We start from the raw sequence: 13,825 nt of genomic DNA on the forward strand, positions 1-13,825 counted from the left end.
CTTGGCGTTACTGGGAAATCGTCCAGTCACCCGCCTTGACTTCCAGCATGCGAAAGGAGGTCAGATCAAGGCCCATGTGATCCGTGGCCGACATCGTCACGTTGCCACTCGACCCGACATAGCCTTTGGTGGCTTCGATGGCGTCACGCACTTTGGCTTTGTCCGTACCGCCTGCGCGCTTGATCGCATCGACGGCAATCATCAAACCGTCGTAGGCATAGCCACCGAAGGTCGATACATCTTGCTGGTAGCGCGTCTTGTAAGCCAGTTCGTAAGCGACGACCACCGGTTTTTGAGGATCGTTGGCAGCCAGTTTGCCGGGGATCAACTGTGCTGGCGAAGGCAGACGCACACCTTCAGCGGCCGGACCGGCCAGCTTCAAAAAGTCATCAGAAGCCACGCCGTGCGATTGGTACAGCGGCAAGGTGATGCCGAGTTGCTTGTAGTTCTTGGTGACAATGGCCGGGCCTTGACCCAACCCAAACACGAACACCGCTTGCACACCGGCTGTGTTTTTGATTTTGGTCAGCTGTGGGCTGATGTCGGTGTCTTTCGGTCCGTAGGTTTCGTTGGCGACCAGGGTGATGCCGTACTTGGCGGCAACGCCTTCGGTCTCTTTCCTGCCGGATTGGCCAAAACCGCTGGTTTCAGACAGCAGCGCCACCTTGGTAAGGCTGCGCTTCTTCATGTCCTCGAACACTTTTTCGGCCGCCATGCGGTCAGTGTGCGGTGTCTTGAACACCCATTTTTTGACCGGCTCGACAATGACCACCGCGCCAGCCAGGGAGATGAAGGGAATGTTGGCTTTTTCTGCCAACGGCACCATCGACATAGTCGAACCCGTGGTCGTCCCACCCACCAGAATATCGACCTTGTCATCATCGATCAGGCGCTTCGCAAAACCGTTGGCTTTGTTGGCGTCACTGCCATCATCGTAGTGAACCAGTTCCAACTGGCGACCGAGCACGCCGCCTTTTTTGTTCAATTCTTCAACATAAAGTTGCAGTGTCTTCAACTCGGGATCGCCGAGAAACGCGGCGGGGCCGGTGACGGAGAGGACCGACCCAATCTTGATCGGATCTGCAGCCTGGGCACTCAAGGTCCCCAGCACCAAAGCGGCACTGAGAGCGATCGTTTTGAGTTTGAATTTCATGGTTTTGACTCCTCGTTGTAAAAATTAAATGCATTCAATAATGATGGCAATGCCTTGCCCGACACCGATACACATCGTGCAGAGCGCATAACGCCCACCACGCCGTGCCAGTTCGTAACTCGCGGTGGTCACCAGGCGGGCGCCACTCATGCCGAGCGGATGGCCCATGGCAATGGCACCTCCGTTCGGGTTCACGCGCGCTTCGTCGTCCGTCAGGCCGAGGTCGCGTAAAACAGCCAAACCCTGCGCAGCAAAAGCTTCGTTCAGCTCAATGACATCCATCTGGTCCAGCGTCAGACCGGCCTTGGCCAGCACCTTGCGCACGGCAGGTGCCGGGCCAAAACCCATGATGCGCGGGGCCACGCCCGCGGTTGCCATCGCCACCACCCGGGCACGTGGCGTCAGGCCATGCTGACGGGTCGCGCCTTCAGAGGCAATCAACAGCGCACAGGCCCCGTCATTCACGCCCGAGGCGTTACCGGCGGTGACGGACAGCTCCGGACTGTTCACGCCCTTTAGCTTGGCCAGCATTTCCAGCGTGGTTTCGGGGCGTGGATGTTCGTCGGTATCGACGACGATTGGCTCCCCCTTCTTGCGCGGAATCAGCACCGGCACAATTTCGGGCAAGAAGCGACCCGCCGCGTGGGCTGCGGCCCAGCGCTGTTGCGAGCGCACGGCAAAAGCATCCTGATCGGCGCGAGAAATTCCGAACTCTTGCGCCACGTTGTCTGCTGTTTGCGGCATCGAATGTGTGTCATACAGCTTCTTCATCTTCGGATTGGTGAAGCGCCAGCCGATGGTGGTGTCAAAGATGGCCGCATTGCGCGAGTAAGCGCTTTCGGCCTTGCCCATCACGAACGGTGCGCGCGACATGCTCTCAACCCCGCCCGCAATCATCAGCTCGGTATCGCCGGCCTTGATGGAACGGGCTGCCAGGCCGATAGCATCCATGCCCGAACCGCACAGGCGGTTGATCGTGGTGCCGGGTACTTCAATCGGCAGACCTGCCAGCAGGCCGGACATGCGGGCCACGTTGCGGTTGTCTTCACCGGCTTGGTTGGCACAGCCATAGATGATGTCGTCCACCATGGCCCAGTCGACCTGGGGGTTGCGCTCCATCAAGGCCTTGAGCGGGATGGCGCCCAGGTCGTCAGCGCGCACGCTGGCCAAAGCGCCAGCGTAGCGGCCGATAGGGGTGCGAATGGCATCGCAGATAAAAGCTTCGGTCATAGATTACGTGAAAAAAACACGTCCACTTGATATAAAAAAGATAGCTGCTTACGCATATGCAGCAAGGGCTAGAGCCCTAAAAGACTAAAAATTTGTACATTCAAGCCGCTAAACTTGCTTGGGCCGTTCGTCGATTACCCGACGAGCCTTGCCCGTCAAGGTGCGCGGAATGGCTTCATGGTCCAAGACCGTCACTTTGGTAGAGATGCCGGCGATGGTTTTGATGTGGTGCTGCATTTCCTTGCTGATCGCCTGGACTTCCAAGGGCGACAACTTGCCGGAAAATTCCCGTTGCAGTTCACAACGCACTTCCACGTTGTCAAGGTGGCCGTCGCGGGTGAGCAGAATTTGATAGGTGCCCGCCAAACGCTTGTCGCGCAAAATTTGCTCTTCAATCACGCTCGGGAAGACGTTGACGCCACGCACGATCAACATGTCGTCGGTACGGCCTGTAATCCGGTCCATGCGGCGGAAGCTGCGCGAGGTGGGTGGCAGCAAGCGGGTCAGGTCGCGGGTCCGGTAGCGAATCACCGGCATGGCTTCTTTGGACAGCGAGGTGAAAACCAGTTCGCCTTCTTCGCCATCGGCCACCACTTCACCGGTATCCGGGTTGATGATTTCCGGATAAAAATGATCCTCCCAAATGACCGGGCCATCTTTGGATTCAATGCACTCACAGGCCACACCGGGTCCCATCACTTCGGTCAACCCGTAAATGTCGATGGCGTCAATGCCCAGCTTGCGCTCAATCTCATCGCGCATGCCGTGGCCCCACGGCTCGGCACCAAAGATGCCGATCTTCAAAGAAATGTCTTCCGGCTTGATGCCCTGCCGCTCAAACTCTTCGGCAATCACCAGCGAGTAAGACGGAGTCACCATGATGATGTCAGGCTGGAAGTCCTGGATCAACTGCACCTGTTTTTCGGTCTGTCCACCCGACATCGGGATCACCATGCAGCCAGCGCGCTCGGCGCCGTAGTGGGCACCCATACCGCCGGTGAACAAACCGTAGCCGTAGGCGATGTGGCAGGTATCACCGGCGCGGCCACCCGCTGCACGGATGGAGCGGGCTACCAGATTGGCCCAGTTATCAATGTCCTTGAGTGTGTAACCGACGACGATCGGTTTACCGGTGGTGCCGGACGAGGCGTGCACGCGTGCCACCTGGGTGCGCGGCACGGCAAACAGACCAAACGGGTAGTTGTCGCGCAGGTCGATTTTGGTGCTGAACGGAAACTTGGCCAGGTCGGCCAAAGTTTTCAGGTCGTCGGGATGGACGCCTTTTTCATCGAACTTCTTTTTGTAGTGCGGCACGTTGTCATAAGCGTGCTTCAGCGTCCACTTCATGCGCTCCAGTTGCAGGGCGGAAATTTCGTCACGGCTGGCGGACTCAATCGGCTCAAGGTCACCGGGCATAGGTTTTTTCACAGGCATGTTGTCTCCTCTTGGTCATTTAATTATTGGGCGTGCTCGGCCTGCTGCAGGCCGTCAATCACTTCACCGCTGATGCGGTAGCTCTTGCCCCGAAATAAGGCGATGGTTTTGCCGCCCCGCACGCGCACCGTGACGTCATAAACGCCGGTACGTCCGGCCAGCGAGCGCTCGACGGCCTCGGCCTCCAGCACGTCGCCTTCTCTGGCGGGTGCCAAAAAGTCGATATGACAGGCCGATGCCACCGTGTTCTGGTTGTGGCTGTTGCAGGCATAGGCAAAGGCACTGTCGGCCAAGGTAAACAGGTAGCCGCCGTGGCAGGTGTGGTGGCCATTGAGCATGTCGCCCTGCACCGGCATCGACACCATGGCGTAACCCGGTTTGACGCTGAGTAGCTGCATCGCCAAGGCGTTGGTAGCGCGGTCACGCGACCACATGGCCGCAGCCACTTCTTCGGCCAAGGCCTGCGGATCGGAATGGGGTTCAGTCATGAAAGTTCTTCTCCGCAAAAACATGGTGTTGAATCAGCGGCGAGACGCGGTAGCGGTCTTCCCCGTAGGCTTGACCGAGGTTGCTGAGCACCTGGCTTATTTGGGGCAGGCCCACGCTATCGGCCCAGGCCAGCGGGCCGCAGGGGTAATTGACCCCGAGGCGCATGGCAGCATCGGCCCCTTTCGCATCACACACCCCTTGATTGACGGCATCTGCTGCTTCATTGGCCAGCATCGCCACGCTGCGCATCACGGTCAGACCCGGCACATCGTTGAACCTGGAAACTGCCATGCCCGCGGCTTGCAGCAAGCCGATCGCCTGCGCTGCGCTGGCGGTGTCACATTGCGCGGCCACACTGATGGCCAGCCGAGTCACCTTGTTGTAATCCAGCGCCAAATCGATCAGCACGGTATTGGCGACGCCAGTCTCAAAGGCCCGACGTGTCGCAGTGCGGCCATCGGTGACGTACAGCTGCGCATCACCGGCTATCGCAAGCAATTCACCGTTGACGTCTGCCTGGCTAAAGCGGATGTGGTTGGTGCGCAAGCGCTCGGCCAGGGCTTTGGCGGCGACCGAATCGCCGTAAATAACCACGGCGTCGGGTGTCGCTTGCGCAGCTTCGGTGTTGGGCGCTGGGCGAACGGCGCCGTCGCGGTAATCATAAAAACCACGGCCGGTTTTTTTACCGAGAAACCCGGCATCGACCAGTTCTTGCTGAATCAGGGACGGCAGAAAGCGCTGGTCGTTGTAGAAGGCATGCCACACCGAACGGGTCACGGCAAAATTAACGTCGTGACCAATCATGTCCATCAGCTCGAACGGCCCCATGCGAAAACCACCGGCCTCGCGGCAACAAGCGTCGATGGTGGCGGCATCAGCGCCGCCTTCGTTGAGCACGCGCAGGGCTTCGGCGTAATACGGGCGCGCGACACGGTTGACGATGAAGCCCGGCGTTGATTTGGCATGCACTGCCGTTTTGCCCCAAGCCGTAGCGGTGGCAAACAGCCTTTGCGCCACGGCCTTGTCAGTGGCCAGTCCGGAGACGATTTCCACCAGTGCCATCAAGGGCGCCGGATTAAAGAAATGCAAACCAGCCAGCCGTTCGGGGTGCTGAAGGGCGGCCCCAATGGCGGTGACGGAAATCGACGAGGTGTTGGTGCCAAAAATGCAATCCACCCCAACGAATGCTTCGAGATCGCTGTACAGCTTTTGCTTGGCTTGCAGGTTTTCGACAATCGCTTCAATCACCAGACTGGCATCGGCCAGATCGGATAACTCATTGACCGCCATCAGTCGCTCAATGGCGGCGGCGGCGGCCTCAGGGCTCATCTTGCCTTTTTGAGCCATTCTGGTGAACTGGGCACGAATGCTGGTCACGGCCTGTTCGGCAGCCTGCGGGCGGGTGTCCAGCAACTTCACCGGATAACCGGCGGCGGCGGCCACCTGGGCAATACCGGCACCCATGGCGCCGGTTCCGACCACAGCGATCACTGACTGCTTGGAGAGCGCGCTCATCCGTTCAGGCCCCCGTGAAACTGGGCGGACGCTTGGCCACGAAGGCGACAACCCCTTCGGTGAAGTCCGCACTCCAGCCCAATTCGCGCATAAAACCGGCTTCCATGGACAGCTGCTGTTCCAGCGTATGACCGGGAGCGGCGTGCATGGCTTGACGGGTGCGCACCAGCGCTTTGGTCGGCGCAGTGGACAGTTGCATCGCCAGGGCGTCCACGGTGGTCGCGAACTCGGCGTCTTCCACGGCGGCCCAAATCAGCCCCCATTCGGCGGCCTTTTCCGCCGACAGTTTGCCCGCCAGCAGTGCCAAACCCATGGCGCGTGCCATGCCGACGCGCTGTGGCAGAAACCAGGTGCCGCCGGTGTCAGGAAGCAAGCCGACCTTGGAGAAGGCTTGTAAAAACGAGGCCGATTTACAGGCGATAACCAAGTCACAAGCCAGCGCCAGACTGGACCCCGCGCCCGCCGCAATGCCGTTAACGGCCGCGATGGTTGGCACCCGCAAATTTTGCAGACGCAAGATCAAGGGTTTGTAGTTTTGCTCAACCACATCGCCCATATCGGGTGGTGTTTCGCCGGGCACAAACTGCACCTGGCTATCGGACAAATCCTGCCCTGCACAAAAACCGCGACCGGCACCCGTGAGCACCAGCACACGGATGGTTTTGTCTTCCTGAACCTGGTCCAGCGCCGCACGCAACTCGGCGTGCATGGCCGCGTTGAAGCTATTCATTTTGTCGGGACGATTGAGCGTCAGGCGGGCAACGTTGCCCTGCACGTCAAACCGGATATTTTCAAAAGTCATGGCTGAGCCTTAGACGTGGTAACGACGCTGAATGACCCGGAAACGATTGGCCACAAAAGCCGAATCCGAGTAGGAGGCGTTTGCCGCCGGGTTGCCACCGGTGCCGTGGTAGTCGGAGAAGGCGGACGACTGATTCACAAACACGCCATTGGTCAGGTTGATCGACAGCGCGACCTTGGAACGCCAGGTGGCAGCGGTCATCGCGTCAATCACTTCAGGGCGGGTGGAGTAAATGCCGGTGGTCAAGGCGCCGTGGGTGCTCACAATCCGCTCTGACAAGGCGATCGCCGCGGCGGTATCGGCCACTTTGACGACAAAGGTAATCGGCCCGAAGCGTTCTTCCATATAGGATTTTTCATCGGCCGCATCGCAAGCCAGCAGCACCGGTGTGCGCACTTCGGCGTTCGGAAATTCGGGGTTGTCGAGTTTCTTCGAGGCAAGAATCACGCGGCCCAGCGCGCCGCTATTGGCTTCATCAATGCGACGCAAAGTGTCTGCTGACTGCACCGCGCCGAGCACGGCAAGCGCGACTTCCGGCTTGGCCAGCGTGCCCTCGATGGTGCGGGCAAGATCCGCGCAAACCTCGTCGTAAGACTTGTGGCCGTCTTCGGTGTCAATCCCACCTGCTGGCACAAACAGCGCCTGCGAGGTGGTGCACATTTGGCCGGAATAGAGCGCGAGCGTGAACGCCAAGTTGCGCAGCATCGGCTTGTAGGTGTCGGTAGAGTCAATCACGATGTTGTTCACACCTGCCAATTCGGCATAGACCTGAGCCTGACGGCAGTTGTCGATCAGCCATTGCCCAAATACATTGCCGCCGGTGAAGTCAACCGACTTGACCGCCGCGTGGGTCACCAACTGCTGCGTGGTTTCGCGTTTTCCCGCAATACACAGGGTGACCAGGTTGGGGTCGATGTCGTTCTCAACCAGCACGGCGCGAAGGGTGCGCACGGTGATGGCCGCTGGCAGAATCGCGTTGCTATGCGGTTTGATGATCACGGCATTGCCGGTTGTCAAGGCAGCAAACAAGCCGGGGTAGGTGTTCCAGGTGGGGAAAGTACCGCAGCCGACGACGACGCCGACACCACGCCCCACCACTTCAAAGTGCTTTTTCATCACCAGAGGTGGGTTCTTGCCCTGCGGCTTTTCCCAAATCGTCTCAGTCGGCACAAAGCTCTGTTCGCGGTAGGCATAAGTCACGGCCTCCAGGCCACGATCTTGCGCGTGGGGTGAACCGGCTTGAAAAGCCATCATCCAGCCTTGACCGGTTGTTGTCATCACGGCGTGCGCCAGCTCGAAACTCTGCTGGTTCAAACGGTCCAGCATCTCAATACAAATGCCGGTGCGCCCCTCGCAGCCCACGGCCTGCCAGGCTGGCATGGCTTTTTGGCCGGCATCGATCAAGGCTTGCACCTCACACACCGGGTACTGCACATTCAGTTGAGTGCCGAAGGGCGACTGCTCGCCGCCCAGCCAACCCGTTTGGCCCGGCTGATCGATCGCAAATTGTTGTCCCAGATGCGCTTCAAAAGCCCGCTTGCCATCTTCAGCCGCAGTTTCACCATACGTTTTGGGGCTGGGCATTTCGTTATAGGCCGCCCAATAACCACGGGTCTGGATCGCCTGAAGCGCGTGGTCGAGTTTCGCGCGGTGTTTTTCGAATAAGAAGTGGGACATTTGATTTTTCCTAAAGGAGGGATGTGTTCGATGGCGTGCAAGGGGACTTCAGTCTCAACAACGATTTTTCCATCCGCTGTTTTAAATTTAAATCGAGCTTATCACATAGTGATTCATTTAGTATTGTTTATGTTTGAATAATGTATCGCTTTTGTTTTAACGAGTTGCGTTCGGCATCTCACACAAAATGCATGATCTTTGCCAGATAGAACAAAACCATGTGGGCTTAAGAAAGTTGGGAGCAGCTAAGATTCACGCCTTTAATTGACAGTAGCTTCCGGAAAATGCCTGTGATCGATCCCATTCAGAACCACCTTGCCGACTTTCGGCAACAAAGCCGCATGAAGGCAGGCTCGCTGATCATTTCCGTTTTTGGTGATGCTGTTTTGCCGCGTGGTGGGCGCATCTGGCTAGGTAGCCTGATTGGTTTGCTGAAGCCCTTACAGCTGAATGACAGGCTCATTCGAACTTCCATTTTTCGCCTCGTCAAGGAAGAATGGATGTACTCCGAAGCCATCGGCCGTCGCGCAGATTACATGCTGACACCTGCAGGGCAGCGTCGCTTTGAAGAAACAGCGCGCCATATTTATGCGTCCAACTCACCCCTCTGGGATCGCCGCTGGCGCCTCATTCTGACGGTTGGAGAACTGGAACCCAAGCAGCGTGAACGCTTACGTCGCGCCCTTTTCTGGCAAGGTTTTGGGGTTGTAGGTTCGGATTGTTTCGTGCATCCCAGCACGGACCTGACGACCGCCTTCGATGCACTCATGACTGAAGGCATGAGCGATTTACTAAAACATTTGACGCCTTTGATCGCAGCCAACGCGGGCTCAGACCTCTCTGCCAGTGATGCCGATCTGGTCCAGCGCGCATGGAATCTGGAGCAACTCGGTAAATCTTATGCCGAGTTCGTGACGCGCTATCAGCCTATTCTGGACCAGCTGCGCCGCGATGTGCAGAATGAAATTGACGACGAATGCGCATTCCTGTTGCGCACACTGCTTATTCACGACTATCGCCGGCTGCTGCTTCGCGACCCGGAGCTTCCCGATGTACTGTTGCCCGGCCACTGGCCCGGGCAGAAAGCGCGCCTGTTATGCAAGGAACTCTACCGACGCCTTCTCGTACCCTCCGAGCGTCACATTGAGTTGCACATGAAACTGTCTGACGGCACAACCCCGGGTGTACTACCCATGTTGGCTGAGCGCTTTCAAAACATAGACCCATTCCCCCTCCAGCACTAACGACTGCTCTGTCTCATGCGCGTCTGAGCAGACTGCATCACCTCTGGCCACTCGCGTCGATGCCCCATCACGCCAACCTGGTCACGCCAAAACTCAAGCATTTGATGTTGTGCGCCTTTTTTGACCTTGAAATGCTGCGTCACGAACAAGGGTATACCCTCTTGACATCAAAATACATGATACAAATTTAGTGTATTTTAATTTTATTTGTATCACTTAATTGACAGATCGCTTGCTGCGTTTGAAAATCGCAAAGTATGGGCGCACAGCCCTTTGCCGAAACGAGAAGGAAACAAATGCTCAAGCAATGGTTCAGCCGCAGGGCTTTCACCCCAACAGGACGGGGCGCGTGATGCTGTCCCAATTCCTGCAATTCCTGTTCTCCGGCGTCACCGTCGGCGCCACCTACGCGCTGGCCGCCTTGGGCTTCACGCTGATCTACAACGCCAGCAACGTGATCAACTTCGCGCAAGGTGAATTCATCATGCTCGGCGGCATGCTGGCGGTGTTTTTCAGCCAGATGGGCCTTCCCCTGCCGGTGGCGCTGCTGCTGGCCATCGCGGTGCCGGCCATCGTCGGCGTACTGCTGGAAAAGCTGGCCATCGAACCGGTCAAAGGGGCGGAGACGGTGACGCTAATCATCATCACCATCGGCGCCTCACTCGTCATCCGCGGCCTGATCCAGGTCTGGCTCGGCAAAGGCACGCACAGCCTGCCGGCCTTCTCCGGCGAAGTCCCGATTGCCATCCTGGGCGCCACCTTGATGCCGCAAAGCCTGTGGGTGCTGGGCGTGACCGCAGTGGTCGTGCTCGCCCTGTGGTACTTTTTCACCCGCACCCTGCACGGCAAAGCCATGCTCGCCACCTCCTTCAACCGGGTGGCGGCCGAGTTGGTCGGTATCAACACCAGCTGGGTTCTGTTCATGAGCTTTGCCATGTCGGCCGCGCTCGGGGCCCTGGGTGGCATTTTGGTGGCGCCGATTACGATGACCTCTTACGACGTCGGCATCATGCTGGGTCTCAAGGGTTTTGTGGCCGCCGTGGTTGGAGGCTTGGGCAACGGCCTGGGTGCCGTGCTGGGCGGCCTGCTGGTCGGCATTCTCGAAGCCATGGGCGCGGGCTACATCTCCTCCGCTTACAAGGATGCGATTCCCTTCGTGCTGATCCTGTTCATGCTGTTCTTCATGCCGCGCGGCCTGTTTGGCGGCAAATCCACCGATCGGGTCTGAGCCATGAAAAAAAGCGCTTATTTCGGCCTGTATATCGTCATCACCATTTTGCTGGTGCTTCCCTTTGTGCTGCCCAACAGTTTTTACATGGATCTGGCGATTCGCATGGCGATCAACGCCGTCATCGTGTTGGGCCTGAACCTGCTGATCGGCTTTGCCGGCCAGATCAGCATGGGCCACGCCGGTTTCCTCGGCATTGGCGCCTATGCGTCCGCCGTGTTGCCGACCCACTTCGGCTGGCATCCGCTGCTGGCCATGGGCGCCGGCGCCCTGGTCACCGGCTTGCTGGCTGCGGTGCTGGCGCGGCCTATCTTCAAACTCAAAGGCCACTACTTGGCGATGGCCACCCTGGGTCTGGGCATCATCATCAATATCGTGCTGCGCAACGAGGCGGCCCTTACCGGCGGCCCTGACGGCATGGCAGTGCCAGCATTCAGTCTGCTCGGTTTCGAGTTGTCCAGCGACAAACACTGGTACTGGGTGGTGGCCTTGCTGCTGTCGGTCAGCGTCTGGGCCTCGCTCAATCTGATCGATTCGCCGTTTGGCCGCGCCCTTCGCGCCTTGCATGGCTCCGAAGTGGCCTCCCAGGTCGCGGGTGTCGATGTGGTGCGCTACAAAGTCTCGATCTTTGTCATCTCCGCGGTGTTTGCCAGCCTGATGGGCAGCGTCACCGCCCATTACGTCGGTTTTGTCACGCCCAACTTCGCCGACTTCTTTCACTCGATTGAACTGGTGACCATGGTGGTGATTGGCGGCATGGCCTCGGTCTATGGCTCGCTGGTGGGCGCCGTGCTGCTAACCGCCTTGCCGCAAGCGCTCGCCTCGCTGGAGGGCTGGGAGACGGTGGCTTTCGGCACTATTTTGATGAGCTGCATGATCTTCATGCCCAAGGGCCTGGTCCCCACGCTGGCCGCTAAATTCGGCAAGGGAAATTAAGCATGGCACTCCTTGAAGTCCAACAGCTCTCGATCCATTTCGGTGGCGTCAAAGCGGTGCAAAACGTCAGCTTCAGCATCGACGCCGGCATTGTGTATGCCGTCATCGGCCCCAACGGTGCCGGCAAGACCACGCTGTTTAACCTGATCACCGGGGTTTACACGCCGACCAGTGGCTCCATCAAATTGGACGGCGAAGCCATTGAAGGCAAGGCCCCCAACGAATTGGCGCGACGTGGCGTCGCCCGCACCTTCCAGAACCTGCAGATCTGCATGAACATGAGCGCCATCGAGAATGTGATGGTCGGCGCCCACCTGCGGCTGGACCGCAATCCGCTCAAGGCGGCGCTGCGCCTGCCCTCCATCACCCGACGCGACGCCGAATTGCGCGCGGAATCCGCCGAGCTGATGCGCTTTGTCGGGCTGGCCGCCTATGTCGAGGCCCGTGCTGACAGCATGCCGTACGGCGCCCTGAAACGGCTGGAGATTGCGCGCGCGCTGGCCCTGAAGCCGCGCATCATCTTTCTGGACGAACCGGCCGCCGGCCTGAACCCGAAAGAAACGATTGAAGTGGATGCCCTGGTGCGCAGGGTCGCGGATTCCGGCGTCACCGTGGTGCTGGTGGAGCACGACATGAAGATGGTGATGAATCTGTCGGATCGCATCCTGGTGCTGGACTATGGCAAGAAACTGACCGAGGGCACCGGCGAAGAAGTGCGCCGCAATCCCGACGTGATCGCCGCCTACCTTGGCACGCACGCTTAAACCAAGAAACACACCCGTAAGGCACCCGCATGCAAGCACTGCGCATCATCAGCGAAGACCACAGCAACCTGTGGCGTCTGGCCAGCACCATCGACCACGTCGCCGGGGAAATCGAGGACGGCGCCCCGGTCGACCCGGCCTTTTTCAGCTCGGTGTTTGACTACATCGAACAGTTTGTGGACCGTTCGCACCACCCCAAGGAAGACGACTTCCTGTTTCGTCTGCTGCGCCTGCGCAGCGACAAGGCCGCCGCCATCCTGGATCCGCTGCAGGAGGAGCACCGGGACGGCCCCGAGAAACTCCAGGCCCTGCGCGCCCACATGAAGCAAGCCGCCGATGGTCAGTTGGCACTGCCGACATTCGCCGCCGCCTTACGCGTCTACACGGTCGGGTTGAAGCGTCACATGCAGGTGGAAGAAAAGTTGGTGATGCCGCTGGCGCGCAGCGTCCTGAACGCGAACGACTGGGCCGAGATCGACCGCGCCTTTCTCGACAACGATGATCCGCTGTTTGGCGAAATCGCCAAGGCCGAGTTCCGGGAACTGTTTCACCGCATCGCCAGCCTGGCACCGGCGTCAATCGGACTGGGTGGACACAGCACTGGCCAGTTGCAGGCCACGGCAACGGCCACCAAGGCGGATGTGCTGCTGCGCGTGAGCGACATGGAGAGCTGCTATGGCCGCATCAAAGCCCTCAAAGGCATCAACCTGGAGGTGCGTCGCGGCGAGACCGTGGCGCTGGTGGGCGCCAATGGCGCCGGCAAGACCACCTTCTTGCGTACCCTGTCGGGCGTGCAGCCAATGAGCTGCGGGCGCATTGAGTTTGAGGGCCAGGACATCAGCAAGTTGCGATCAGACATGCGCATGCGCCGCGGTATTTGCCAGAGCCCAGAGGGGCGCCAGGTGTTCGGGCCGCTGTCGATTGAGGACAACTTGCGCCTGGGCGCTTATACGCAACCCAGGAGTCAGGTGGAGGGCGACCTGGAGAAGGTGTTTTCCATGTTCCCAATCCTGAAAGAAAAACGCCAACTACCCGCTGGCACCTTGTCGGGCGGTCAGCAGCAGATGCTGGCAATTGGGCGCGCCTTGATGGGGCGGCCCAAGCTGCTGCTGCTCGATGAGCCGTCGATGGGCCTGGCGCCACTGCTGGTGCAAGAGGTGTTCAACGTGGTCAAGGCACTCAAGGCGCAGGGTATGACGATTCTGCTGGTCGAGCAGAACGCCTTTGCCGCGCTGGCGATTGCCGACCGCGGCTACGTGCTGGAGACCGGCCAGGTCACCTTGACGGGCAGCGGCCAGGAATTGATCAGCAATGAGCAGGTGCGAACGGCGTACCTGGGTATGTGATCAATTC

At 59.1% G+C, this 13,825-nt stretch carries 12 protein-coding genes and 1 pseudogene; 6 read left to right on the forward strand and 7 right to left on the reverse strand.

Annotated features, from left to right (window positions below; genetic code table 11):
* Positions 1-7 precede the first annotated feature (7 nt).
* The 7 genes from AC097N_RS13440 to paaN all read right to left on the reverse strand — a co-directional run bounded on the left by AC097N_RS13440 (position 8) and on the right by paaN (position 8,300).
* A complete protein-coding gene (locus AC097N_RS13440; protein ID WP_479581652.1) occupies positions 8-1,153 on the reverse strand; it encodes an ABC transporter substrate-binding protein in 1,146 nt (381 codons plus the stop codon).
* 24 nt (positions 1,154-1,177) lie between these two features.
* On the reverse strand, positions 1,178-2,383 hold the full coding sequence (pcaF, locus tag AC097N_RS13445; RefSeq protein ID WP_479581654.1) for a 3-oxoadipyl-CoA thiolase: 1,206 nt from the start codon (positions 2,381-2,383) through the stop codon (positions 1,178-1,180).
* Positions 2,384-2,491: 108 nt separating this feature from the next.
* Complete coding sequence (paaK, locus tag AC097N_RS13450) at positions 2,492-3,817, reverse strand: phenylacetate--CoA ligase PaaK (RefSeq protein WP_479581656.1); 1,326 nt, start codon at positions 3,815-3,817, stop codon at positions 2,492-2,494.
* Positions 3,818-3,840: 23 nt separating this feature from the next.
* Positions 3,841-4,305, reverse strand: coding sequence for a hydroxyphenylacetyl-CoA thioesterase PaaI (paaI, locus tag AC097N_RS13455; RefSeq protein WP_479581658.1), 465 nt, complete (start codon positions 4,303-4,305; stop codon positions 3,841-3,843).
* Positions 4,298-5,821: a 3-hydroxyacyl-CoA dehydrogenase PaaH gene (gene paaH / locus AC097N_RS13460; RefSeq protein WP_479581660.1), complete on the reverse strand. Its 1,524-nt coding sequence runs from the start codon at positions 5,819-5,821 to the stop codon at positions 4,298-4,300. Before paaH ends, paaI begins: the two co-directional genes overlap by 8 nt.
* Before the next feature lie 4 nt (positions 5,822-5,825).
* Positions 5,826-6,623, reverse strand: coding sequence for a 2-(1,2-epoxy-1,2-dihydrophenyl)acetyl-CoA isomerase PaaG (gene paaG / locus AC097N_RS13465; RefSeq protein WP_479581662.1), 798 nt, complete (start codon positions 6,621-6,623; stop codon positions 5,826-5,828).
* Between the two features lie 9 nt (positions 6,624-6,632).
* Positions 6,633-8,300, reverse strand: coding sequence for a phenylacetic acid degradation protein PaaN (gene paaN / locus AC097N_RS13470; protein WP_479581664.1), 1,668 nt, complete (start codon positions 8,298-8,300; stop codon positions 6,633-6,635).
* Positions 8,301-8,590: 290 nt separating this feature from the next.
* On the opposite strand from paaN, the gene AC097N_RS13475 reads away from it, so the two are divergent.
* From AC097N_RS13475 to AC097N_RS13500, 6 genes and pseudogenes are all read left to right on the forward strand, one after another.
* Positions 8,591-9,544, forward strand: coding sequence for a PaaX family transcriptional regulator (locus tag AC097N_RS13475; protein ID WP_479581667.1), 954 nt, complete (start codon positions 8,591-8,593; stop codon positions 9,542-9,544).
* A 355-nt stretch (positions 9,545-9,899) separates the two neighbouring features.
* Positions 9,900-10,772 carry a branched-chain amino acid ABC transporter permease gene (locus AC097N_RS13480; RefSeq protein WP_479581729.1) on the forward strand — a complete coding sequence of 291 codons (873 nt, stop codon included), beginning with the start codon at positions 9,900-9,902 and terminating at the stop codon, positions 10,770-10,772.
* Between the two features lie 3 nt (positions 10,773-10,775).
* Entirely contained in the window at positions 10,776-11,708 is a 933-nt protein-coding gene (locus AC097N_RS13485) for a branched-chain amino acid ABC transporter permease (protein WP_479581668.1), read from the forward strand.
* 2 nt (positions 11,709-11,710) lie between these two features.
* Positions 11,711-12,472 carry an ABC transporter ATP-binding protein gene (locus tag AC097N_RS13490; RefSeq protein WP_479581671.1) on the forward strand — a complete coding sequence of 254 codons (762 nt, stop codon included), beginning with the start codon at positions 11,711-11,713 and terminating at the stop codon, positions 12,470-12,472.
* Positions 12,473-12,501: 29 nt separating this feature from the next.
* Positions 12,502-12,900 (forward strand): annotated as a pseudogene (locus AC097N_RS13495) (hemerythrin domain-containing protein); the annotation flags it as partial.
* Positions 12,901-13,116: 216 nt separating this feature from the next.
* Positions 13,117-13,818 carry an ABC transporter ATP-binding protein gene (locus tag AC097N_RS13500; RefSeq protein WP_479581731.1) on the forward strand — a complete coding sequence of 234 codons (702 nt, stop codon included), beginning with the start codon at positions 13,117-13,119 and terminating at the stop codon, positions 13,816-13,818.
* Positions 13,819-13,825 lie beyond the last annotated feature (7 nt).

The sequence above is a fragment of the Rhodoferax sp. LS1R11 genome, from assembly GCF_056521395.1.

Excerpts from the sequence above, each read along its gene's own strand:
- AC097N_RS13490 (WP_479581671.1), top strand. The coding sequence starts at position 11,711 with ATGGCACTCCTTGAAGTCCAACAGCTCTCGATCCATTTCGGTGGCGTC.
- paaI (WP_479581658.1), bottom strand. The coding sequence starts at position 4,305 with ATGACTGAACCCCATTCCGATCCGCAGGCCTTGGCCGAAGAAGTGGCT.
- paaH (WP_479581660.1), bottom strand. The coding sequence starts at position 5,821 with ATGAGCGCGCTCTCCAAGCAGTCAGTGATCGCTGTGGTCGGAACCGGC.
- AC097N_RS13485 (WP_479581668.1), top strand. The coding sequence starts at position 10,776 with ATGAAAAAAAGCGCTTATTTCGGCCTGTATATCGTCATCACCATTTTG.
- paaN (WP_479581664.1), bottom strand. The coding sequence starts at position 8,300 with ATGTCCCACTTCTTATTCGAAAAACACCGCGCGAAACTCGACCACGCG.
- paaG (WP_479581662.1), bottom strand. The coding sequence starts at position 6,623 with ATGACTTTTGAAAATATCCGGTTTGACGTGCAGGGCAACGTTGCCCGC.
- paaK (WP_479581656.1), bottom strand. The coding sequence starts at position 3,817 with ATGCCTGTGAAAAAACCTATGCCCGGTGACCTTGAGCCGATTGAGTCC.
- AC097N_RS13440 (WP_479581652.1), bottom strand. The coding sequence starts at position 1,153 with ATGAAATTCAAACTCAAAACGATCGCTCTCAGTGCCGCTTTGGTGCTG.
- pcaF (WP_479581654.1), bottom strand. The coding sequence starts at position 2,383 with ATGACCGAAGCTTTTATCTGCGATGCCATTCGCACCCCTATCGGCCGC.